The following is a 20,053-nucleotide window of genomic DNA, read 5'->3' as shown; positions in this document are numbered from 1 at the left end:
GGCGACGGGCGCCGGAATCAGGGCGTCCGGACCGACGTCTGCGGGCTCAAACCGCGGGCATAGAGGTGCGACTCAGCTGGACCGACAGTCATCACAGCCAGCATCTGTGTTGGCTTCAGCTTCCCAGTCGCGAACCCCTCTTCGTCTATCTGGTGAACGCGATCGATGAATGCACGATCACGTGCCGAGCCTGCATCGAAGTTATGCCCGAAACAGCGATCGACGAAGGGGCTGACGACGTTGGAGAAGCCGACGAACACCTCGAAGTCGAAGCGCTCGAGGAGCAGGGGCAGGATGTCCTGCGCCCGGATCCCCTCGAATCCTTCACCCGAACAATCCCAGTTGATGAACTGCGGCTCGGAGCGCCGCAGCAGATGGTTGTAGCGGCGCTCCTGCGGCAATTCCTCCCACAACTGCTGAACGTGCTCAAGAGCTTCGGGCCATCGCTGGTGCCCGTTGCGCCCGATCATGTCGCTGGTCACGAAGTAACCGCGGGGGTCCAGCGCTCTTTTAATTCCATCGAACAGCCCTTCCAGGTTCGTCACGTGGTGCAGCGAGTGATTCGCCATCACGCCGGCGTAGGAGCCCGATGGCCGCCATGCCTTGAAGTCTGCTTGGGTGAATCGCAGCACGCGCTCCAGCCCGGCAGAGACTGCCTCGTCCCGGCCTCGCTCCAACATCACCGGGTTGAGCTCCAGGCACTCCAGTTCAAAGTCTCTCAGCCCCATCTCCATCATGAGCTTCGCAACTCGGATTTCGGTGTCACAGTTCCCAGCCCCTACGCTCACGAATCTAGCGTGTCCGCCCACTCGCCTCGCAGCCTTCACGAAGTGCGACGCGTAGAACTCGTCGATGCCGCCGAACCCGCACTCACGGAACATCGGAAGCAAGTAGCGGTTTGACCAGTAGTGAAAAATCTCGGGTAGGTCGTGGACGTTCGTTACCTCGTTGAAGTTCGCGAGCTCGCGCGCGATCTGCTCCTCGTAGAAGAGGTTCGGCGCCACGGCCTTCACTTTGTCGGTGAGCTCCGTAAGCAGCTTCCGAAGATCGGCCTCGCTCTCGACCAGCCCGTCCAAACGGTGGTTGTGGGTGGAGATCACCTCCTCAAGCCTGCGTTCGCAGGCGCCCAGCCGGGCCCGCAGCGTTGCGGCTTCCTCAAGCAGCGGCGCCTGATGGACGCGCGCGATGTGTTCGAAACGCCGTCGGATCGGCGCCCACACCGGGCGCAACGTGGCCTTGATCAGCCCCTTCATGTCTTTCCTCGCTCCTCGTCGAATGCTGGGACTGTAGTGCATGTCGCTCAGCCGGGCCAGAACGCAAAAAAGGCCCCCAGCCGAAGCAGGGGGCGCAGTGGGCGGGCGGATGGAAGCTTAGGGTTAGGGAGGGGCTTCCCCACCGGCAGCCGATAGTCCGTCGTATCGCTCGTGGCAGTAGTCCCGCTCGGCGGCGATTCGAGCGGCGGCGGCAGCTTCCCCGATAAGAAAAGCTGCATCCGGCCGATAAAGTCCGGCGCCGGTGCAGGCCGCTTGAGCGGCGGGATTGCCGGCGGCGCCACCACCACCGGCGGGGCGATCGGGGCGGTCGCGCAGCTGGCCAAGAGCATCGCGTAGACGAGCGTCGATATTGAGGATCTGTTCATCTCTTGCCTTTTCCTGCGCCGTCGCTAGCGCGGTGCGTTCCTGTTCGATCTGCCGGTTGCGCTCGGTAGCGCGGCGCGCGATGCGCTCGCGCTCGGTCGTCTCCTCGGCGCGCTCCTGGCGCTCCTTGGCGAGCTCAGCCTTGCCGTCGGACACGCGCACCGTCTGCACGCCAGCGAAGGCCAGCACCGCGGCAAAAACGATGGCCAGCCAGACTTTGGGCGAGAGCAGTAGGCTCACAGGGTTCTCCGGCCGGCGCAGAGGCGGCATTGAATGCGGGTGGCCAGGCCGAGGAACGGCCTCAGGCAGTCGCCGCAGAACGTTCCAGGGCTCGGGGGACTGATCGATGGTCACCATCGTCTCCATCGAGAAGGTCCTGAGCGCCTACGTGCGCGCCCGGGAACTGACTCCGGATCACGACAAGGCCTGCGCGGCCGCCGCCCAGGCGCTCGGCATCGCTGTCGAGTCCGTTCGCGACGCTGTCGCCCTCACCTCGCAAGGCGCCACGGCATGAAGCGCAGGCACTGGACCGAGGCCGAGCTGGCCGAACTGCGCCGGCTGTACCCGGACATGCGCGCCCAGGACGTGGCGGATCGCCTCGGGCGCCGGGTGGGTTCGGTGCACCAGAAAGCGGTCGAGCTCGGCATCCGAAAGAGCGACGCCTTCAAGGCCAGCGACCTGTCCGGAAGGGTCACCCGCGGCCACCAGCACCCCAACATGATCGCCAGCCGGTTTCAGAAGGGCCAGGCCTCGTGGACCAAGGGGACGAAGGGCATCCTCGGCGTGCAGGAAGGATGCCGGGCAACGCAGTTCAAGAAGGGTGCCATGGCGGGTGCGGCTCAGCACAACTACGTCCCGGTCGGCTCGCTCCGGACCAGCAAGGACGGCTACCTGGAGCGCAAGGTCACGGACGACCCGGCCCTCTACCCGGCGCGTCGCTGGGTGCCGGTGGCCCGCCTGGTGTGGGAGGCCGCACACGGCCCAATTCCGCGCGGCCACATCGTGATCTACCGCCCAGGCATGAAGACGCTCGTGGAGCCCGAGATCACTGCCGACCGCCTGGAGTGCATCAGCAAGGCCGAGAACGCCAGGCGCAATCACCCGCGCAGCAAGTCTCCCGATCTGGCCCGCCTCGTCCAACTCAAGGGCGCCATCACTCGCCAAGTCAACCGCATCGCGCGTGAAGCGCAGGAGCAAGCACCATGACCATGCCGCACATCAACCAGCTTCGCCAGCACCTGCTCGACACCCTGACCGACCTGCGCAACCGCGACAACCCGATGGAGCCGGATCGCGCTCGTGCCGTCGCACAGGTGGCCTCGGTGCTGGTGGACAGCGCCAAGGTAGAGGTCGACTACCTCAAGGCCACGGACCAGACGCACACGCCGTTCCTCGAGGTGCCGCCGGACGCCGAGGTCGCGCACCTGGGCCACGTCACGACGGTCACGGACGCCGACGCGCTGCCGAACGGCATCAGCAGCATCACGCGGCATCGCTTGGCAGGCTGAGATGGACACCGCAGCCCAAGCCTCGCGCCCTTGCAAGCTTCAGGTCAATTCGACCGGGGCCTGGCGCAATGTGCTCGACTTCGACGCCTCGGTCGAAGAAGAGGTTCTGCACCACGCCGCGCAGCTGTTCGCCCACCAGCCGAAGGCGACCCTGAGGATCATGATCCCCGGCGACACCGCGCCGCTGATGACCTGGTCGAGCACGGACGGCTGGCGCCTTAGAGGGCTGCAGCATGACGCGCCGCCGCAACGTGCAGCCGGAGCTGCGCCCCGCATATGTCCGTCCGGCGTTCGAGCGGCGCGAACTGGCCGCGAAGCGGGCATGGTGCGCCGCCGCTTTCTCCGGGGACCGCCGTCGTCCGAAGCGAGGCGAGTTCGACCCGCTCGAGCTACGGCTCGGTATGCGCGCGCAGCTGATCGATTCGCGCGCCGGCTGGGCGGTCAGCAACCCGGGCTTCGACGCATCGCTACGCCGCAACCCTGAACAGGATCCCTCGCTGCCGGGCCCGGGCAGGCTCTGGGTGGTCTATAGCGGGCACAAGGCCCGCGGCCTTGTCACCCTGGCGCGCGTCAGTTGCGTGATCGAAGGGCGAATTGCTGCACGCCGCGGCGCTCGAGAGTTCGCCCAAGCACCGGTCCCGACGACGGTTGCGGCCGCGCCGGCGCAACGGCCGCTGTTCAGCGTGAGGATGCAGCGTGAACTCAGCGCGACTTGCGAAACAGTCGAATGCCAGTGGCGATTTCCTCTTGGAACAACCGAAACTGGTCTCTCCAATGCAGCCAGTTGCCTCCAGGCGTATGGTCGGCCGATTGCACGTACAGCGCCATTGCAAAGGTTCTGAGAGACATGTACGTGGCGATTGCGTCGCCACGCAGTGGTGCGAGCGGGACACTTTTTGCGATCTCGTTGCTGTCGAAGAGTACATGTCGATGCCCGTTGAAGGCCTCCCAGCTCTGCACCTCGCAGGCTTCAACTATCTCCGCGCACAGCGTACTGAGCTGCGCTGCGTAGATGAGCAGCACGTCGTGGGCATCGCGGCACTCCTCCCGTCTAGCTTTGACGGGCAGCAAGATCGCAATCGCCAATGCGAGGATCGCGCCGAAGGCTTGCGCCCACCCCGACCACTCTCCCTTCGCCATACAGAGCGGCCACCAGTCGATCCAAAGGAAGCAGTACTCAGGGGTTGGCGGCATCGATCAAGTCCTCATTCATGGGCCCGGATCGTATCGGAGCTTCTCAACCTCAAGGAGGTCGCAGCGGGATTTCAGTCTGCCAAGTGGTACTCGTCGCGCGCCCAGTCGATAGCCGCCCTGATTTCGGCCGTTGGAACGGGGTCCACGACATCCCAGGTCCTGCTAGCTTGGTCCCGAATGTGGTGCGCGAAACGCAGTGGCGGCAAGAGCGAACTGCCGGTCAGCTGCCGAAATCGGTCCCCAATGATGGAGGCCAACTCGGCGCTCGACTTGCGCGCCTTTGTCATCGACCACTCCGCGATGGGGCGCCCGCAGTATCTCGACGGCCTCGTGCACGAAGCGAATATCTACGGGAAAGCAGCCGCATGAGTCCGACCGGATGTTTATTTTCTCGGGGCGGCGTCCCGAGGAATCAATCCGATGTTGCGCGCGTAGGCGAGATTCAAAGCATCGATTTTCGCGAGCAGTTCAGCCGGTTCGACTTCCTCGCCTCGGCGAAAACGCTCGACGAATGCGTTCCACTCGCCTACCGCGGTGGCATAGCGAACTCCGCTCGTAAAGGTTCCGTGCCCATGGTCCGTCATGGAAGTCCGGTCAAAAAGGTCTTGGAGGGCACAGTATGACCGCGCACCAGTTCAACTTGGTGTACGAGGAATTCCTACGCGGGAAGATCCATCTGACCCAGTTCGAGGTCTCCGACGGGGCCGCTCCAGGGGGACGCGGGATGTCAGACTCGCAAGTACTCGCTCGCGACTTGCCACCCTCTCGCAAACGCGCTGCGCTCGTCATCCCCGTAGATCTCACCCAGTGGGAGCTTCGTCCGCTCGCCACCATTCGGCGTCGCGTACACGTGCACGGGAAAGCGGTCGTGCGAGATGTCAAAGCCGGTGACCACTTCGATCAGCTGCCCGTTGACCGTGCCGATCTGGGCTTTTCGCAACCCGTCGTGCTGCGAAGTTTGCCTGATCGAGTTAACGGGAATAGGCATCAGCCAGTCCTAGAAGTGAGGGAAATCGAAGGCGCAAAGCTACGTGCCCTTCGCCAGCATGCTCTCCACGGTCAACACAGGCTACGGCATGTGATACCACTTCGTGTCGCCGGCACTTAATTTGGCCAAGGATCATCACGCAGCAGTAGCGGTAATCTGGGTATATAGCGATTCCGCGGTCATCAACGCCATTGAACGCGGGTCCTTGCCGCCATCGCGGAGTGACAGAACTTTTGCTAGTACGGGTCAAGCCCTTGAGACAGCGCGCTCCTTGTGGCTATCTTCCCTTACACCGCAGCCAGGCCCCAGAGTGTTTCGCAGTTTCGCAAGGGAATAGCGCAAACGTTGAAAACGGTTCGGATTGGCGCAATAGCGTTGATCAGCGTCGCCCGCACACGAGCGCCGACTTGATCCCAGCGCGAGACACTCTGTGTCATGCAGCGAGGGCAAGCGAAAGAGCAGGGTATCGCCGCGTCCAGTCGCCGAGGGCGCCGACGCTTGGCGGCCGGCAAAGCGTCAGTTCGCGGATTCGACGGGCATAGAGCACGACGGGCCCCCAAGGTCCAGCCGTGGGCACCGTGCCGCCGCGGCCGGCTCGGCAAGTGACTCGCGCCGAGGGCCCGAGATCTTCCCGGCCCAACGAGAGGAAGTCGGTTTTCCAGACATCCGAGTGCGCTGGGTCGCGTCGATCCTGCGATGCGAGGCGTCCCAGAATCGGGTCGCTCCTAGCAAACCTCTGGGCGTCGACCGGCGTAGCCGTCCCGGGCTTTCAGTGCTCGCGCATCGAGCTCGTGCCGATCTCGCCCCTGTCGGGCACCAATCCCTGACGTACGCGACCCGGCAGGGCCGCAGAAGTCCATCTTTGCAATCAATCCTCCGACGCCGACGCCGTGCGGGGTCGCTTCGCTCCAACTTCACCTGTGTGGCTGATCTGCCCTTCGGTCCGCCTCTCTCCGACGCATAGCGCCATCCCTCCGCGTCCTGTCGTCCTCGTCCTCACCCGGTCTCTTCGCTTCGCTTTCGAGCTGCGGCTTCCGGTCGCTCCTCCCTCCCGCGCCTGGCTGTCACTGGCCATGCGGCGAGGCGGCACCGAAGAGCAGATTTTTTCGACCACACCAGAAGGCCAGTCACGAGCGAAGCGACCACACGAATCACCAACACACCTTTCACCGCGGCCGTTCCTTCCGCACCTCCCGAGGCTCACCAAAGAGCAGCTGGGGGGGCGGGGGCAGGGAAGCTGTCGAAACTGCCCGTTCTTTGCTATGCGCTGGTGCCGAGCAACGAACCAGGACGCCGAATCGTTCTGATCAAGGCAGGTGAACGCGGCTACTACATGACGGACTTCGACGGGCAGGCGATGGAGCTGGCCGAGGCGCGGATTCTGGTCGACCGCCTCAACGTGCGGATGGGCGTGACCGATGCGCAGCATCAAGCCATGGTCGCCGGCTCGGCCTTTGGGTTCCATGTTCCCGCAGCTGAGCACTTCGAGCCCGAGATGAACCAATGCGCCTACTGGCAGCGCGAAGCAGCTGGCAATGAGCGCGCTCCGCGCTTGGACGCTGAGACCAGGATTGAACCATGCCCACAGGCCAGCTGAAACCCCGACGATCGCACACCCGAGAAGGGTGCGCCGGGTGGCGAACCAGAGATAGCCTCGAAGCGTCGACCAGTCCCCTTGCGCAAGCAGAGGGGGCATTAGCTTGACGGCAAACTTCTCGAAGCCTTGCGGCACGAAGGTCACCATCAGGATAAATGCGGCAGAAGCGATTACATATTGGCGCTGAGTCGCCTACCTTCACGATCTCGATCAAGGGCACGGTGCCCAGGTACTTACCTTGTGGATGTTGGGCCCACTCCTGTGCGCTCCGGTGAACGGCACCAATGACACGCGAGGGGCCCATTGCTTCATCAAGTTCGGCAGAATCCCACTGCCTGATCGCATTGCCGATGGCCTGCCGGTCGGGGGGCACCTTCAGCAGCTTCAGGGCCCGATCGAGAAGGTGAGGGTACACCCCGGTGATCGTGACGAAGCGGTTGTCCTTTGTCGGGAAGATTCCGAACGAGAGCGGGTTTCCAAACGCGAGCGGCGCTTGGTACCGGTGACCGTTTACCGTCGGAATAAACGAAAAGTTCTTCGCGACGGCGTCGTCGGGTGGGACCTGACCCGTCATTCTTCGTTGACCCATGATGAGCGTCATCAAGGGATTCACGTTGTACATGGATTCGCGCAGGTCAACCTTTAGGTCCTGCGGCTGCCCTGTGCGCTCGCGCCAGATGGCCGCTGTGCCCGTCGCGGCCCCCATTGCCGGGATTGCCATGCAGGAAGCGATCCGGAAGTGGCTGCGCACGATGGGATCCCGACCCACGAATGTCACTGTTCCCCCGCCGTCAGTCGCCGCACCTCCGAGGCCTTTCATGTAGTCCGAAAAAGATGCGTTGATGTCGAAGTCAGCCCCTCGCCCCTGCGCGGCACTTGCAATGGGTACCCCCGAGACCACAGCGCTCAGCGCGGCTCCTCCCGTCACCTTTAAAAACTCTCGCCGATCTGTTTCTGCCATCGTCAATGCTCCGCGCAAAGAAACCGAATTGGTTATTTCCATGAATCAACTGCGCTGTCTTTAATGCGCTGTCCGGCAAACTGTCGGGTATAAGCCAATTTGGCAATAGCGAAATTGCTAGGCGCCGCCTGCAGCCGCGCGCATACGAAAAAAAACCTCGGATGGATCACTGGGAAAGCGATTAAATAATGGACATACTCCCGAGTTCTACTGTTGACAAAATCCTGTCTCTGTTAACACATGCGGTCGATGGCGCGTGCCTCTACCGAACAATTGCTTCCTGTTCGCATTGCGCTTGATGTCTCTAGGGGCGGCCCCTCTTAACCCTTCCGCTGTTTCCTCATTGCGAAATTGAAAACAGCGAGTTCAAAAAAGTTTTCTTTAAAAATGAATAATTCCATGCTTGGGTTTTTGCTATAGGGCTGCTACACCTCTTTCCCGAGAAGGTACGTGCTTGTGCAATAGGAGACGCCCCCGATGAACACGATCACAACCTTGAACGACCTGGCCCAGTTGCCCGACAGCGAACTAGTGGCCTGCCTTTCCGGTATTCGGGCTGCGATCCACAAGGCCAAGCAAGCTCACGCCAAGGCCCAAGCCGAAGGGAAGGCGCCGCCCCCCGTCCACCTCCCAGCCTATGTGTGGCGGCCAAGGCCAAGCAGCCTTCGAAAACCACGTCCTGACATGCCCATCGACGATCTGGGCATGCGCATTTCCATCTCCTTCGCCCTCAAGGAGTTGGGCATCGTTTACCTCGAGGACCTTGCCGAGGTTGACGAAGAGGAGTTGCTCAGCCACGACGCCATAGGCGTCAGAACGGTGGCGCGGCTACGTGATCCGTTGCAGCAAGCCGGATTGGGCTTTCGCAGACCGACCAGTCATCACGCAGCTAGCCTCTTCCCACATCCTTAGAAAGCGGCTGTAGTCGCAGTGTCGCCACTCGCCAGACCTAGTGCGGTGGGTGTTAGTTGCATCTGCGTCACCCGGAGAAGACGTTTGACGACGAGCTCGTGCCGATCTCGCCCCTACCGGGCACCACGTGAAACAACCACCTTTGAAGCGGAGGGCCGCCCTGGCATGCGCGCATCACGCTCAGGCGGAAGTCGGTGTATCCCGCCGATGCAACCCGAGGCGGTGACGTGCCTGGCACCTCGCTACGCAGCGAGACGATGAAAAAGTGGTAGGGTCAACCATGCAATTTGGTCACCTGTGAGCATCCGCAACCGCCTATTACTGTTGGTGTTCGCAGTCTGGCTGCCCTCGGTAGCTGCGTTTGCGCTTCTCGCTTTCACCACCTACCAACGTGAAGCGGCGGCTGCGCGGGACGAAGTGGAACAGCTTGCCAATGGCCTCAACACCCTTATTGAGCGCGAGCTTGATAGGCGCGCGGTCATGGCAACGACCCTCGCAGCCACCGACGCCGTCCGGGACGGCGATTTGCGAAGATTCCATGAAGAGGCCACGGCAGCCACCCGAGCCAGCGGGAACTGGGCATTCCTGGTCGACGCAGGGGCGCAGCTGGCCAACACCCTGGTGCCGTGGGACCAGACCGAGCCTATTCCGCGCCCTGCCGGAGCGCCATTCGAAACAAGTGAGCCTGCAGCGTATTTCAGCCCCTCTGGCCCTGTCCTCAAGAAACCGGTGTTGGGCGTGTTTGCTCCGGAGACGAACAGCGCTCCTCCCAGATACAACATCGGCGTCTCCTTTGAGCTGTCCGTCATCCAAGAGATCGTCAATCACCAAAAAATTCCATCGGACAGTGTTGCGGCAGTCATCGATCAAGACCACAGAGTGATCGCCCGAAGCCGGAAACCCGAGGAATGGGTGGGCAAATCCGCTACTGGAGACCTGAGGCGGAGAGCTCAGGCAGGGGATGTGGGATTCGCGGAATCGACGACGCTCGACGGTGTCCGTTCGCTGACGTACTTGACCCGGGGAAACCGATATGGGTGGAGCGTGGTCTTCGCGTTCCCCATGGCCGCTCTCAATCAAGCAGCTTGGAGGATCACGGTCCAGGCAGTGGCCGCATCGGGAACACTGCTGTTGCTGGGATTGGCGTTGGCTCTGTACGCGGCGCGGAGCATCAGCGATCCGATGGTGGCGCTCAGAGATGCTGCGGCGCAACTCGGCAAGGATGAAGTGCCGCCGAAACTGACGACAGGCGTGTCGGAGGCTGACGACGTGAGTGCGGCTCTGCATGAGGCTGGCTTGCGTTCGCAGGACGCCAAACGCACGCTGGAAGCGCGTGTGGCAGACGCGGTCGAAGAGGCGCGAGAAGCCCATGCCACACTGCTGAACGTCCGCAAGCACGAGGCGATCGGGCGGCTGACCGGCGGCATCGCCCATGATTTCAACAACCTGTTGCAGACCATCAGCACCGGCCATCAGGTGCTCAGCCGGACCGTTTCGGAAGGATCCCAGCAGCGGGTGTTGCAAAGCGCGATGCGGGCCACGGCAAAAGCAGCTGACCTCGTTCGCCAACTTCTGACCTTCGGTAGGGCACAGCGGCTAGCGCCGCAACCGGTCGACATCAGCGATTTGATACTGAAGAGCCAGGAGCTTACAAGCAAAGCCGTCGGGGAGCGCATTGTGTTGTCGGCTTCCATGGAACCTGGCTTGCCTGCAGTGTTCGTCGATCCGACACAACTCGAATTGGCGATACTCAACCTGGTTTTCAACGCGCGCGACGCGATGCCGGACGGCGGCAACGTACTTATCGTCGGCCGCCTCGCTCCGGCAGCGGAAACGCAAGAGCTGGCTTCAGGTCGATTTGTCGCCGTCGAGGTGTCGGATGACGGCCCGGGAATGGACGCTGACACCGCTGCCAACGCGTTCGAGCCGTACTTCACCACCAAACCCATCGGGGCGGGCAGCGGGCTTGGCCTCGCGCAGGTGCTTGGCTTCGCACGGCAGTCCGACGGGGACGCTCGAATCGAAAGCCGCGTCAACGCGGGAACGCGCGTGAGCCTTTACCTGCCTGCGTTTGAAGGGGCAGTGCCGGTGCAGGAGGCGCCAACGGTCAAGCTGCGACATGCTCGGCCCCTGAAGATCCTTATGGCTGAGGACGACATGCTGGTGTCCTCCGTGGTCGTCGTCGCTTTGGAGAGCGCCGGACACCGTGTGACGCTGTGTCGTTCCGCCGAGGACGCAGTCACTGCGCTCACGAGCGAGGAGGTGTTTGACGTCCTTTTCACGGACGTGGTAATGACCGGAAAAATGACGGGGCTCGATCTCGTGGGCTGGTGCGGCATTCATCGGCCGACGCTTCCCGCTGTCGTTGCCACCGGGTACAGCGCCCAGGAGACGACGTTGAATGTGTCGATGCTTCGCAAGCCCTATGGTGTGGAAGCATTGCTGGAGGCTTTGCAGCGGGCGGTTGAAAAGGTTCATCCGCCCGACACGACTGCGAACACGGAAGAAGTGCAAGGACGTTCCTAAGCAATCGACGAATTGCGAGCGCACCGTAAAGCGCGCGGTGATCCCGTCTTGACTGCCGTCGTATATCAGGCTGCCGAGGTACCCGACCAATCGACCAAATGCACTGGTGGCGGTCGCGATCTTCCCAGACGGATTCAGCGTGTAGCTTGTTGTCCTGTTGTCCAGCCGTTACGCTCCTTAATGCTCAACGGCTGAGGTCGACAGCAACTCGGCTTTCAGCTAATGCCCCAAAACCCTGACATGGCCTTGAGCCGTTCTTTCTCATCGGTATTGAGATAGGCCGAAGTTGTCGCGATCGACGAATGGCCGAGATTGTTTTTGACCACCAGAAGAGGCGCAGGGGCTTGACCCTCACGTCCCTGCAATGCGTGCGTCGCGTGCGTATGGCGAGACGCCTCGATCGACCATGTGCAACTGGAAGCGCCGCAGATCCTCTGCGGTGGCCGTGTCGGGGGAGCGTTGCAGAAAGCCGGCGAGGTACCGAACCGCGCGGACATAGGCCGCCTGGGTCTCGGGTCCGAGCTTGCGCATGCGCATGTCGTCGAGCATGCGCTGACGCAGCGGAGAAACCGCTGGTGTCGAAGGGGTCATGATCGTGCTCCTGTCGAAGAACGAGGCCAATCGCCTCGCTCCTCAACATAGACAGGGGCGCAATGTTTGCCATTCGCCGCAGCCTCGGCGGCGGGCTACCGCGCGAGCGGTTTAGTCCATGGGCCCTTTGCCGTCGTTCGCCAAACTATTGCGATCGTCCGGTTCGAGCGATTGCAGTCGTTCATGCAGCTGGCGTGAGGGTGTGCTTGATGGCCGGGAGCAGTCGTCAAGCTCAAGAGCGGCGTCGGTTCAAACGCGTTGAAACAGCAGGCGAACTACTCTCGACCTGCTCAAAGCCTTCAAGCCCTCCTCGAATTAACCTTCTCAAGCGTGATCGGCAGACTCCGAATCCGTCTGCCCGTTGCATGGAACACGGCGTTGGCGATGGCTGCAGCGCCTTCGGTGTGCGCATCGCTCCACAGACCCAGGTCGCCGGGCGTAATGCGGCCTTCCGGCGACACAGCAGTGGCCTCGACCACCACCAGGCTCACGCCGCCGCGTCCCAACGCCGCGTAGTGCGGAAGGTGCCAGTCGGTAATCAGGCCATCCTTGGCCTGGTACTGGCACATCGGTGATGCAGCGATGCGATTGCGGAGGGTGATTTGCTTCAGGGTGAAGCTGTCGAAGAGGCCGGACATCGAAATTCCTTTGTGGTGCAGTGGACTGTAAAAGTCGCCATCCAAAAGAAAAATCCCCTAATGCCGGATGCCGTTTGAAGATAATCTTCAAGATGAAGCTCAAACAGCTCGACGGATTGATCGCGTTCTGGAAGGTCGCCGAACACAAGGGGTTCAGCTCCGCGGCCGCGGAACTGGAGGTTTCGCCCTCTGCGCTGAGCCAAGCCATCCGGAGCCTGGAGACGCGGCTGGGCGTCCGCTTGCTGAACAGATCGACCCGCAGTGTGAGCCTCACCGAGGCAGGCGAGGCTTACTTGGCGCGGGTGGGCCCGGCGCTGGGCCAGGTGGTCGAAGCTGGAGAAGAGTTGAACGTGATGCAGGGCCGGCCCGCCGGCACGCTGCGGCTCAACGCGGCCAGGGTGTCGGTCGCGATGGTTTTGCAGCATCGGCTGGCCGGCTTCTTCCAGGAGAACCCGCAAGTGCACATCGAACTGACGAACGACGAAGGCTTCGTCGACATCGTCGAACGCGGATTCGATGCCGGCATCCGTCTGGGTGAAAGCGTTCAGCAGGACATGGTGGCCGTGCCGCTTGGCGGGCCGGTGACGATGGCCGTGGTCGGCTCGCCCGACTACCTGAAGCGGGTGCCGGCGCCGCGCCATCCGAACGATCTGGTACGCCACAACTGCGTGCGTTTTCGGGGTGCGGGTTCGGGCGCGGTCTACAAATGGGAGTTCGAGATCGAGGGCCGTCCCGTCGAGTACGAGTTGCAGGGCAGCTTGACCATTTCGGACACGCTGTTCGGCGTAGATGCTGCACTGGAAGGCGTTGGATTGGCCTACACCTTCGAAGCGTTAGTGGCGCCCCTCGTGAAGGCCAAGCGCCTGACGCGCGTCTTGACCAAGTTTTCGCCGACCTTTCCCGGCTTCTATTTGTACTACCCGAGCCGACATGACCAGCCAACGAAGCTGAAGGCTCTGATCGAGTTTGTCGGGCGATCAGCGATGTGAGAGCGATTTTCGAGGATGACCGCTTTGTCGAAAGGATCGGACTTCGTGCTCGGAGAGTGCGACGGTTAACAACGGTCTTGAAGCAGTCGTTCGACTCGGCGTGGCGAAACTGCTTCTGGCCAAGGCTGTGTGGAAACTCCCTTGATGGTCGCCTATATTGAGCCAACCCGTCTGAACGAGGTGGTGGCCCATGAAGAGATTCATCGAAGGCGAAGATCGCCAGCAGGTGACGCTGCTGCCCGAATGCCTTGACGACTATATAGGTGAGGACAACCCGGTGCGAGTCGTCGATGTCTTCGTCGAGGAATTGGACCTGCAGGCATTGGGCTTCGAAGGCGTCGAGCCAGCGGCGACGGGCCGCCCCTCGTACCACCCGGCAGTGCTGCTCAAGCTCTACATCTACGGCTACCTGAACCGCATCCAGTCCAGCCGCCGCCTGGAGCGCGAGGCCCAGCGCAACGTCGAGGTGATGTGGCTCACCGGCCGCCTGGCGCCGAACTTCAAGACCATCGCCGACTTCCGCCACGACAACGGCCCCGGCATCCGCAACGTCTGCAAGCGCTTCATTGGCATGTGCCGAGAACTCAAGCTGTTCACGCACGCCATCGTGGCCATCGATGGCAGCAAGTTCAAGGCTGTCAATAGTCGCGACCGCAACTTCACCACCGGCAAGATCGACGCGCGTCAGCGGCAGATCGAGCAGAGCATCCAGCGCTACCTCGACGCCCTGGAGACGGCCGACCGAACGCAGCCTGCGGAGGTCGAGGCCAAGACCGAGCGATTGACGGACAAGATCAAGAAGCTGCGCGAGCAAATGCGGGAACTGGACCGGACCAAGGAGCAGCTGAAGGACGAGCCCGACGGCCAGCGCTCGACCACCGATCCCGATGCGCGCTCGATGAACTCGCAGGCCAAGGGCTCCGGCCTGGTGGGCTACAACGTCCAGGCTGCCGTCGATGCCAGACACCACCTGATCGTGGCGCATGAGGTCACCAACGACGGCAACGATCGCTCGCAGCTCGGCAAATGGCAATGGCTGCGCGCGAGGCGATGGGCAAGACCAAGTTGCAGGCACTTGCCGATCGCGGGTGCTTCAACGGTACGGAGCTCAAGGCCTGCGAGGACGTGGGCATCACGACTTACGTGCCCAAGCCGATGACCTCCAATGGCCAAGGCCGAGGGGCGCTTCGACAAGAGCGACTTCATCTATATCGCGGAGAACGACGAGTATCAGTGCCCCGCGGGGCAGCGCGCCATCTACAGGTTCAACACGCTAGAGAAGAACGGCAACGAGCTTCGCGTCTACTGGACCAGCGCTTGCCCCAAGTGCCCGATCAGAGACCAGTGCACGACGAGCGCGTATCGACGTATCCGTCGATGGGAGCACGAAGAGGTTCTCGAGCGCGTCCAGCAACGCTTGGACCGCAGGCCCATCGCGATGACGCTGCGAAGGTGCACCGTGGAGCACGTGTTCGGGACACTCAAGCACTGGATGGGCTGGACGCACTTCTTGACGAAGAAACTGGAGCACGTGAACACAGAGATGAGTCTGCACGTGCTGGCATACAACCTGAAGCGGGTGATCGCGATCCTGGGTATTGCCAGAACGATGAAGGCGATGAGATTGATGGGGGCGTGAGCGCCTTCATATGGCCTTTGCGACTCATAAAGCGAACGCGAACCTGAAACAGGCCTGCGTTTTCGCTATGAGACCATTGGATGAATCCGTGGCGACGATGGCGCCCACACGGCCGCATGTTCGGCATACTCGCAATCAAAGCCGTTTGCACACAACCTCGGCCGCCTACTGCCATTCCGGTTGGGGGCCGGGCCGCGTGTAGCCCCAGACCCGCACGACCCCTGCTTCTAACGAGAACGGGATGCCGTGACGCAGTAGGGTGTCGCGTAGCCAGGTCGAAGACGCAGCTTGAAGCTCCATCCATTCCAAGTCCGCAACGGGATGGACGTGATGGTAAAACTCGCCGTCCCAGGCGGTGCAGAAGTCAGGGGGCGCGAATACGCTCCGAGCACGGAACTGGGGATGCTGCTCGGCAGGCGCTGCGAGCATCTCGGTCCGAAGCTCCGCCCACTTCGTGTGATTGAGCACTGGGTGCAGTTCACCGCGCTTAACCATACCTGCCAGGCGCTTCATATCCGCCTCACTCGGCCGAGGCATCGTCTTAGGGCCCCATCCCAATTCGTCCTCAACGGTCACGGTTCCTCCAGGTCCAACTTCCGGATTCTGCCGCGCCCCTGAAGGTCGGCTTCTGGCCGACTGTAGCCTGTCGGCCAGACGCAGCGGCTGACGTACGTGGCTCGGCTAAGAACCACCGAAACCCTCTCTGCAGATCGTGCTATTGAGATAACTCTTCTTATCGCGATAGCGAGATTTCTTCCCAAAACCGAACTCGCGAACAAAATGTGCGCGAGCGACATTTGGCGAACACTTTCGTGACAAGAAACTTGGCACAAAACTGATACCTCGGCCATCCATTCTTGCTTTTAAGTCAAGGACGTGGACCTGATTGTTGACGATCACATTGCTGAAAATCGACGTGTGCGTTCATGTGCAGAAATCTGTTCGTCGTTTTTGCATCCATGTGTTCGCGCCTTGAAGCGGATTCTCATAGTGCTTAAAGTTCGCTTCGTAAGTTATGCTGGCGGCATGTGGGAACCCCATCCGCCGATCGTTCGCCACGGCGTCACGCTGACCTCGCGCGAGGCCTGGCTTCACCTGTTTCATAAGGAATGGGTGCGCCTGACCGAAGGACTCGTCGATGACGAGAGCGTGCTGGAGGTCGCGGCCGAGCTTTACGAAAAAGAAGGCGAGCGCGACCCCATCGAGGTTGCCCTCGAGTTGTTCGGGCCCGGCCGCTAAATAGATCCGGCTAGGTCAGAGTCCGGCCAACAGCCGTCGTTGGCGAAGGGCTCTCGACTTAGAGCGCCGCTGGGTGGTCCTCGAGCGGCACGAAGGAATTGCCGGAGGGGGCCAGGGCCACGATGGAGCCGGACTCGATGTCGTACACCCATCCGTGTATCGTTAGCTTTCCTTGCGCCAGCGCGAGCGCCACGGAAGGATGGGTGCGCAGGTTGTTCAACTGAGCGATGACGTTCTCACGCACCATGCTGTCGATGCGCGCTCGGTCGCTGTTGTGGTGCTTCGACTCGTTAATCATGCGGGCCGCGTCCGCATAGCGAAGCCAGTTCTTCACCGCCGGCATGTGCTCCAGACACGCGCAGGTGGCAACGGCAGTCATCGCACCGCAGTCAGAGTGGCCGCATATGACAATGTCGGTGACCTTCAAGGCGGCAACCGCGTATTCCACCGTTGCCGACACGCCCCCAGGTTCCGGACCGAAGGAGGGAACGATGTTGCCGGCGTTGCGGATGACGAACAAATCGCCGGGCTCGCGCTGCGTCACTAGCTCCGGGACCATGCGACTGTCCGAGCAAGAAATGAACAGCGTCGTCGGCTCCTGCTTGGTTGCGAGCTTCTGGAACAGTTCCCTGCGAGTGGGAAACACCTCTCGCTGGAACCGCAGGAATCCATCTACAACGTCACGCATCGAGCCTCCAACTGATGGTGAATTTTACCAAGGAGCGGTGCGGCGTTCAAACACGAGGTGCGTGCCCTCATTTGGGCGTCGGACATCGGCTTATACATTGACGCATTTGGGACGCATTCGATTCGGCGAACGAAGGCTTCGCTCATCTAGCGTCGGACGAAGAAATTGAGGGCGCTGCAGTTGCTGCTCGGCAATGCGAAGCTTGAGAGCACGGTGCGGTACATGGGTATCGAAGTGGAGGGCGCGCTGGAGCTGGCGGAGCAGACCGACGCCTGAAGCGGTCGGCCGCCCGGGTCTGCTGGACGGCGTGGTCTCCGGCAGAATGCCGCCAGGACCGGCCGTTCGCCATCGGCGCCCAGTCCGCGTCGGCCCATGACGCCTTAACGTCGCGGCTTCGAAGGTTGAACTACTTCTTCGGCGCGTCCAGCTTGACCTTCGCCGGGCCGACCTTTCCGACATCCGCCCACACCTTTGCATCGAAGAGGAACTCGGCGACGGCGCATGTGGGCATGTCGATGACCTCGCTCGACAGCCGGTGCGCGAGGTCAGTGAACTCGGGGTTGTGGCCGAAGAGCACCACGCGGACTGCCTGGTCGCCGATTGCGCAAATGACGGTGAGCAAGTCGTCAGGGCTGCTGGCATAGAGCCGTTCATCGACAATGATGTCCTTGCGTTGGTAGCCGATCTCGTTGGCGATTAGTTGCGCCGTCGTCAGCGCGCGCAGTGCCGGGCTGGACACGAGCAGATCGGGCTTCACCCCGCGCTTGCTGAGGCGCTTGCCCATTGCAGGTGCGTCTTGGCGGCCGCGATCGTTTAACGGTCGTTCCCGGTCGGGCAAGGATGGATCATCGCGACTCGATTTGGCATGCCGTACTAGATACAGGGTTTTCACGATCACCTTTCGAGTTGATTCAACTCTACACCGGCGTCCTTGGCGGCCAAGAGATTCTTCACACCCACCGAATAGGCGATCGCCGAGCGGACGAGCAACGGCCGTTCTCGCGTAGGCGCCAAACTACAGCGCAACCGAACCCGCCGTGACCCCAGAGATTCTGAGAAGCAAGAGGTGCGGATGGAAGGCGCGGATGGGCCTTCTGGGTGACAACCGGGCTTTTTGTCTCAGTCGGGAGGTCGCACCGCCCGCAGGCGCATGGAGAACTCGCGCAGGCCGGCGATGCTGCTGGCCTCAGCCCGGCTGCACCAATCGGCGAGCTCGGCTGCCAACTGCTCGCGCGATTGCGAGGTGTTGAGCCCCAACGGGCGGAGCTCTTCGCGCATCGTCACCATCTTGTCGAGCACCGGGTGGGCCGCACGGGCCTGGACCAGGTTCGAGCGGGCGCCGGCCGGCACCTTGTCGTCGCCGCGGTGCAGCCAGGTCTTGGGCGCTTTCAGCACCGCCAGGTCGGCGCCCTTGGCCTTGAGCTGGGCCAGCTCTTCGCGGGTGGCACGGTGCATTTCGCGCGCATAGCCGGCCATCACTTCGTAGCGGTTGGCGATCAAGGCCTCGAGGGTCTTCTCGTTGGCCACCGGCACCACGTCGCCGATCAGCATCTTGGGCGGCAGCTTCTTGACCTTGGCCCAGCCGATCTTCTGCATCAGGCTGATGTCGACCCAGCCGATGTCGAACTCGTACTTCTTGACCGAGAACTTGGCCGAGGTCGGGTAGGTGTGGTGGTTGTTGTGCAGCTCTTCGCCGCCGACGATGAGCCCCCAGGGTAATTATGTTGCGGCTGGCGTCCTGAGTCTCAAGGCTGCGATAGCCCCAGTAGTGACCGATGCCGTTGACGACGCCGGCGGCCCAGAACGGAATCCAGAGCATCTGCGCAGCCCAGACTGTCAGGCCGAGCATGCCGAAAAGGGCAGCGTTGACGATCTGCATCAGGCCGACGCCCTGCCAGTTGTAGCGCGCGTACAGGTTGCGCTCTAGCCAGTCTTCGGGCGTGCCGTGGCCGTAGCGCTCCATCGCTTCCTCGTTCTTCGATTCGGCGCGATAGAGCTCCGCGCCGCGCCACATGACTTCGTCGATGCCCTTGACCTGCGGGCGTGCGGGTCGTCCACGGTTTCGCACTTGGCGTGGTGCTTTCGGTGGATGGCGACCCATTCCTTGGTCATCATGCCGGTGTCCAGCCAGAGCCAGAAGCAGAAGAAATGCGAGGGAATCGGGCCCAGATCCATGGCCCGGTGCGTTTGCGTCCGGTGCAGGAAGATCGTGACCGCCGCGATCGTGATGTGCGTGGTGACGAGCGCATACAGCACGACTTGCCACCATGCGAGGTCCCACAAGCCGTGTCCGAGCCAGTCGATGGCCGCGCTCAATACAGCAGAGTCAGGAAGCAGCATTGAATTCGACACTTCTTGGTCGCGAGACAAGCGCGATTCGACAATCATCCTTGCTTGGTACACGTGAAGAGACTGGACACTCCGCGAGCGGTTTCTAGCGCAAGGTTAGGCAGGCGATTTGTGTAGGTCCGCATGCGCAGTTCTGCAATCTCATCGGAGCCGCCGTGGGCCCGGAACGCCCGCCACGCTCGAAGCCGGCCGCCATCGGCCCCAGAGACCGGCCGCCTTGTTCTGTCGCAGCCATTCCACGAGGGGAGTCGTGGGAAGCTGCGCGGCCTCAAAGGACGAGCAAGTCCCGATAGCAAAGCTGGCCGGCGCAAGGCTGACTGCAAAGGCAAACGAGGACAATGCGGACCAACCGCCTGTGAAGTTACCCAACCAGCGAACTCCCGGCTTTCAGCGCATCGGACGAGGCGGTGGGATGTGGGCGGAGGAGAGCATGCAGGCGTCGTGCTTTGCGCCAACCGGTTCGTTATGCGACCAAGTGGATGCCCGACTCTGCGATGGCTGCAGCAGCAGCCGTCCAGGAGACCTCGCTGCCCCGAACAACGAAGCTTACGCCTTGGCCAGCGCCCGGATTTGGGGTCACAAGGACGTTCAGGCTAT

At 62.1% G+C, this 20,053-nt stretch carries 20 protein-coding genes and 4 pseudogenes; 12 read left to right on the top strand and 12 right to left on the bottom strand.

The genetic code is table 11. The annotated features are described in order from the left end of the window. Nucleotides 1-17: 17 nt before the first annotated feature. Both QTI33_RS08080 and QTI33_RS08075 read right to left on the bottom strand, forming a co-directional pair. A complete protein-coding gene (locus QTI33_RS08080; protein ID WP_286505279.1) occupies nucleotides 18-1,253 on the bottom strand; it encodes a class I SAM-dependent methyltransferase in 1,236 nt (411 codons plus the stop codon). 123 nt (nucleotides 1,254-1,376) lie between these two features. Next, a complete protein-coding gene (locus tag QTI33_RS08075) occupies nucleotides 1,377-1,877 on the bottom strand; it encodes a hypothetical protein (RefSeq protein ID WP_286505277.1) in 501 nt (166 codons plus the stop codon). Nucleotides 1,878-1,983: 106 nt separating this feature from the next. Between QTI33_RS08075 and QTI33_RS08070 the strand changes: the two genes are divergently transcribed. The 3 genes from QTI33_RS08070 to QTI33_RS08060 are packed head-to-tail and all read left to right on the top strand — an operon-like array spanning nucleotide 1,984 to nucleotide 3,145. Then, complete coding sequence (locus QTI33_RS08070; RefSeq protein ID WP_286505276.1) at nucleotides 1,984-2,151, top strand: hypothetical protein; 168 nt, start codon at nucleotides 1,984-1,986, stop codon at nucleotides 2,149-2,151. Continuing rightward, nucleotides 2,148-2,843: an HNH endonuclease family protein gene (locus QTI33_RS08065; protein ID WP_286505274.1), complete on the top strand. Its 696-nt coding sequence runs from the start codon at nucleotides 2,148-2,150 to the stop codon at nucleotides 2,841-2,843. The genes QTI33_RS08070 and QTI33_RS08065 overlap by 4 nt, the downstream gene beginning before the upstream one ends. After that, nucleotides 2,840-3,145: a hypothetical protein gene (locus tag QTI33_RS08060; RefSeq protein WP_286505273.1), complete on the top strand. Its 306-nt coding sequence runs from the start codon at nucleotides 2,840-2,842 to the stop codon at nucleotides 3,143-3,145. The genes QTI33_RS08065 and QTI33_RS08060 overlap by 4 nt, the downstream gene beginning before the upstream one ends. 39 nt (nucleotides 3,146-3,184) lie before the next feature. Here the strand turns inward: QTI33_RS08060 and QTI33_RS08055 are convergent, their stop codons facing one another. Both QTI33_RS08055 and QTI33_RS08050 read right to left on the bottom strand, forming a co-directional pair. After that, nucleotides 3,185-3,349, bottom strand: coding sequence for a hypothetical protein (locus tag QTI33_RS08055; protein WP_286505272.1), 165 nt, complete (start codon nucleotides 3,347-3,349; stop codon nucleotides 3,185-3,187). Nucleotides 3,350-3,847: 498 nt separating this feature from the next. Further along, nucleotides 3,848-4,339 carry a hypothetical protein gene (locus tag QTI33_RS08050; protein WP_286505271.1) on the bottom strand — a complete coding sequence of 164 codons (492 nt, stop codon included), beginning with the start codon at nucleotides 4,337-4,339 and terminating at the stop codon, nucleotides 3,848-3,850. Between the two features lie 243 nt (nucleotides 4,340-4,582). Between QTI33_RS08050 and QTI33_RS08045 the strand changes: the two genes are divergently transcribed. After that, nucleotides 4,583-4,708 (top strand): hypothetical protein, encoded by a 126-nt coding sequence (locus tag QTI33_RS08045; protein WP_286505270.1) that lies wholly within the window; start codon nucleotides 4,583-4,585, stop codon nucleotides 4,706-4,708. Between the two features lie 358 nt (nucleotides 4,709-5,066). Here QTI33_RS08045 and QTI33_RS08040 read toward each other — a convergent pair whose 3' ends face one another. Further along, nucleotides 5,067-5,327, bottom strand: a complete 261-nt coding sequence (locus tag QTI33_RS08040) for a hypothetical protein (protein ID WP_286505269.1) — start codon at nucleotides 5,325-5,327, stop codon at nucleotides 5,067-5,069. Between the two features lie 1,333 nt (nucleotides 5,328-6,660). Between QTI33_RS08040 and QTI33_RS08035 the strand changes: the two genes are divergently transcribed. The 4 genes from QTI33_RS08035 (at nucleotide 6,661) to QTI33_RS08020 (ending at nucleotide 11,323) form a co-directional block, all read left to right on the top strand. After that, the gene (locus QTI33_RS08035; RefSeq protein WP_286505268.1) at nucleotides 6,661-6,924 is read left to right on the top strand and encodes a hypothetical protein; all 264 of its coding nucleotides are present in this window, start codon (nucleotides 6,661-6,663) and stop codon (nucleotides 6,922-6,924) included. A 271-nt stretch (nucleotides 6,925-7,195) separates the two neighbouring features. Further along, nucleotides 7,196-7,570: a hypothetical protein gene (locus QTI33_RS08030; RefSeq protein WP_286505267.1), complete on the top strand. Its 375-nt coding sequence runs from the start codon at nucleotides 7,196-7,198 to the stop codon at nucleotides 7,568-7,570. 792 nt (nucleotides 7,571-8,362) lie between these two features. Further along, nucleotides 8,363-8,797, top strand: a complete 435-nt coding sequence (locus QTI33_RS08025) for a DNA-directed RNA polymerase subunit alpha C-terminal domain-containing protein (protein WP_286505266.1) — start codon at nucleotides 8,363-8,365, stop codon at nucleotides 8,795-8,797. 297 nt (nucleotides 8,798-9,094) lie between these two features. Beyond that, a complete protein-coding gene (locus tag QTI33_RS08020; RefSeq protein ID WP_286505265.1) occupies nucleotides 9,095-11,323 on the top strand; it encodes an ATP-binding protein in 2,229 nt (742 codons plus the stop codon). A 357-nt stretch (nucleotides 11,324-11,680) separates the two neighbouring features. On the opposite strand, the pseudogene QTI33_RS08015 reads toward QTI33_RS08020, so the two are convergent. Continuing rightward, nucleotides 11,681-11,914: pseudogene (locus QTI33_RS08015) on the bottom strand (phage integrase N-terminal SAM-like domain-containing protein); the annotation flags it as partial. Nucleotides 11,915-12,285: 371 nt separating this feature from the next. Continuing rightward, nucleotides 12,286-12,552, bottom strand: a pseudogene (locus QTI33_RS08010) (oxidoreductase); the annotation flags it as partial. 92 nt (nucleotides 12,553-12,644) lie between these two features. On the opposite strand from QTI33_RS08010, the gene QTI33_RS08005 reads away from it, so the two are divergent. Both QTI33_RS08005 and QTI33_RS08000 read left to right on the top strand, forming a co-directional pair. Beyond that, complete coding sequence (locus QTI33_RS08005; RefSeq protein ID WP_286505264.1) at nucleotides 12,645-13,541, top strand: LysR family transcriptional regulator; 897 nt, start codon at nucleotides 12,645-12,647, stop codon at nucleotides 13,539-13,541. Nucleotides 13,542-13,731: 190 nt separating this feature from the next. Continuing rightward, nucleotides 13,732-15,180: pseudogene (locus tag QTI33_RS08000) on the top strand (IS1182 family transposase). 165 nt (nucleotides 15,181-15,345) lie between these two features. Here QTI33_RS08000 and QTI33_RS35070 read toward each other — a convergent pair. Continuing rightward, nucleotides 15,346-15,675: a DUF6678 family protein gene (locus tag QTI33_RS35070; RefSeq protein ID WP_353506325.1), complete on the bottom strand. Its 330-nt coding sequence runs from the start codon at nucleotides 15,673-15,675 to the stop codon at nucleotides 15,346-15,348. A 381-nt stretch (nucleotides 15,676-16,056) separates the two neighbouring features. Here QTI33_RS35070 and QTI33_RS07995 point away from each other — a divergent pair, with 381 nt between their 5' ends. Next, nucleotides 16,057-16,419 (top strand): hypothetical protein, encoded by a 363-nt coding sequence (locus tag QTI33_RS07995; RefSeq protein WP_286505263.1) that lies wholly within the window; start codon nucleotides 16,057-16,059, stop codon nucleotides 16,417-16,419. Between the two features lie 58 nt (nucleotides 16,420-16,477). Here the strand turns inward: QTI33_RS07995 and QTI33_RS07990 are convergent, their stop codons facing one another. Continuing rightward, complete coding sequence (locus QTI33_RS07990; RefSeq protein ID WP_286505262.1) at nucleotides 16,478-17,107, bottom strand: carbonic anhydrase; 630 nt, start codon at nucleotides 17,105-17,107, stop codon at nucleotides 16,478-16,480. Nucleotides 17,108-17,179: 72 nt separating this feature from the next. Here QTI33_RS07990 and QTI33_RS07985 point away from each other — a divergent pair. Further along, nucleotides 17,180-17,383 (top strand): annotated as a pseudogene (locus QTI33_RS07985) (site-specific integrase); the annotation flags it as partial. Nucleotides 17,384-17,513: 130 nt separating this feature from the next. Here QTI33_RS07985 and QTI33_RS07980 read toward each other — a convergent pair. From QTI33_RS07980 to QTI33_RS07970, 3 genes are all read right to left on the bottom strand, one after another. Then, nucleotides 17,514-17,999 carry a SixA phosphatase family protein gene (locus QTI33_RS07980; RefSeq protein WP_286505261.1) on the bottom strand — a complete coding sequence of 162 codons (486 nt, stop codon included), beginning with the start codon at nucleotides 17,997-17,999 and terminating at the stop codon, nucleotides 17,514-17,516. Between the two features lie 227 nt (nucleotides 18,000-18,226). Then, nucleotides 18,227-18,703: a DesA/ISL3 alpha bundle tail domain-containing protein gene (locus tag QTI33_RS07975; protein WP_286505260.1), complete on the bottom strand. Its 477-nt coding sequence runs from the start codon at nucleotides 18,701-18,703 to the stop codon at nucleotides 18,227-18,229. Between the two features lie 327 nt (nucleotides 18,704-19,030). Next, a complete protein-coding gene (locus tag QTI33_RS07970; RefSeq protein WP_286505259.1) occupies nucleotides 19,031-19,447 on the bottom strand; it encodes a fatty acid desaturase in 417 nt (138 codons plus the stop codon). Between the last annotated feature and the right edge of the window lie 606 nt (nucleotides 19,448-20,053).

Source organism: Variovorax davisae (assembly GCF_030316845.1).
In the GTDB taxonomy this organism is placed as follows: domain Bacteria; phylum Pseudomonadota; class Gammaproteobacteria; order Burkholderiales; family Burkholderiaceae_C; genus Variovorax; species Variovorax davisae.
The sequence above is the reverse complement of the archived record's forward strand: the minus strand, read 5'-3'. Positions and strand labels throughout refer to the sequence as shown.

Bases quoted from the DNA above. Each gene is read 5' to 3' on its own strand.
- QTI33_RS08035 (WP_286505268.1), top strand. From the start codon at position 6,661: ATGACGGACTTCGACGGGCAGGCGATGGAGCTGGCCGAGGCGCGGATT.
- QTI33_RS08025 (WP_286505266.1), top strand. From the start codon at position 8,363: ATGAACACGATCACAACCTTGAACGACCTGGCCCAGTTGCCCGACAGC.
- QTI33_RS08040 (WP_286505269.1), bottom strand. From the start codon at position 5,327: ATGCCTATTCCCGTTAACTCGATCAGGCAAACTTCGCAGCACGACGGG.
- QTI33_RS08060 (WP_286505273.1), top strand. From the start codon at position 2,840: ATGACCATGCCGCACATCAACCAGCTTCGCCAGCACCTGCTCGACACC.
- QTI33_RS07970 (WP_286505259.1), bottom strand. From the start codon at position 19,447: ATGCTGCTTCCTGACTCTGCTGTATTGAGCGCGGCCATCGACTGGCTC.
- QTI33_RS08045 (WP_286505270.1), top strand. From the start codon at position 4,583: ATGATGGAGGCCAACTCGGCGCTCGACTTGCGCGCCTTTGTCATCGAC.
- QTI33_RS08065 (WP_286505274.1), top strand. From the start codon at position 2,148: ATGAAGCGCAGGCACTGGACCGAGGCCGAGCTGGCCGAACTGCGCCGG.
- QTI33_RS07975 (WP_286505260.1), bottom strand. From the start codon at position 18,703: ATGCAGAAGATCGGCTGGGCCAAGGTCAAGAAGCTGCCGCCCAAGATG.
- QTI33_RS08070 (WP_286505276.1), top strand. From the start codon at position 1,984: ATGGTCACCATCGTCTCCATCGAGAAGGTCCTGAGCGCCTACGTGCGC.
- QTI33_RS07990 (WP_286505262.1), bottom strand. From the start codon at position 17,107: ATGCGTGACGTTGTAGATGGATTCCTGCGGTTCCAGCGAGAGGTGTTT.
- QTI33_RS08005 (WP_286505264.1), top strand. From the start codon at position 12,645: ATGAAGCTCAAACAGCTCGACGGATTGATCGCGTTCTGGAAGGTCGCC.
- QTI33_RS08050 (WP_286505271.1), bottom strand. From the start codon at position 4,339: ATGCCGCCAACCCCTGAGTACTGCTTCCTTTGGATCGACTGGTGGCCG.
- QTI33_RS35070 (WP_353506325.1), bottom strand. From the start codon at position 15,675: ATGGTTAAGCGCGGTGAACTGCACCCAGTGCTCAATCACACGAAGTGG.
- QTI33_RS08080 (WP_286505279.1), bottom strand. From the start codon at position 1,253: ATGAAGGGGCTGATCAAGGCCACGTTGCGCCCGGTGTGGGCGCCGATC.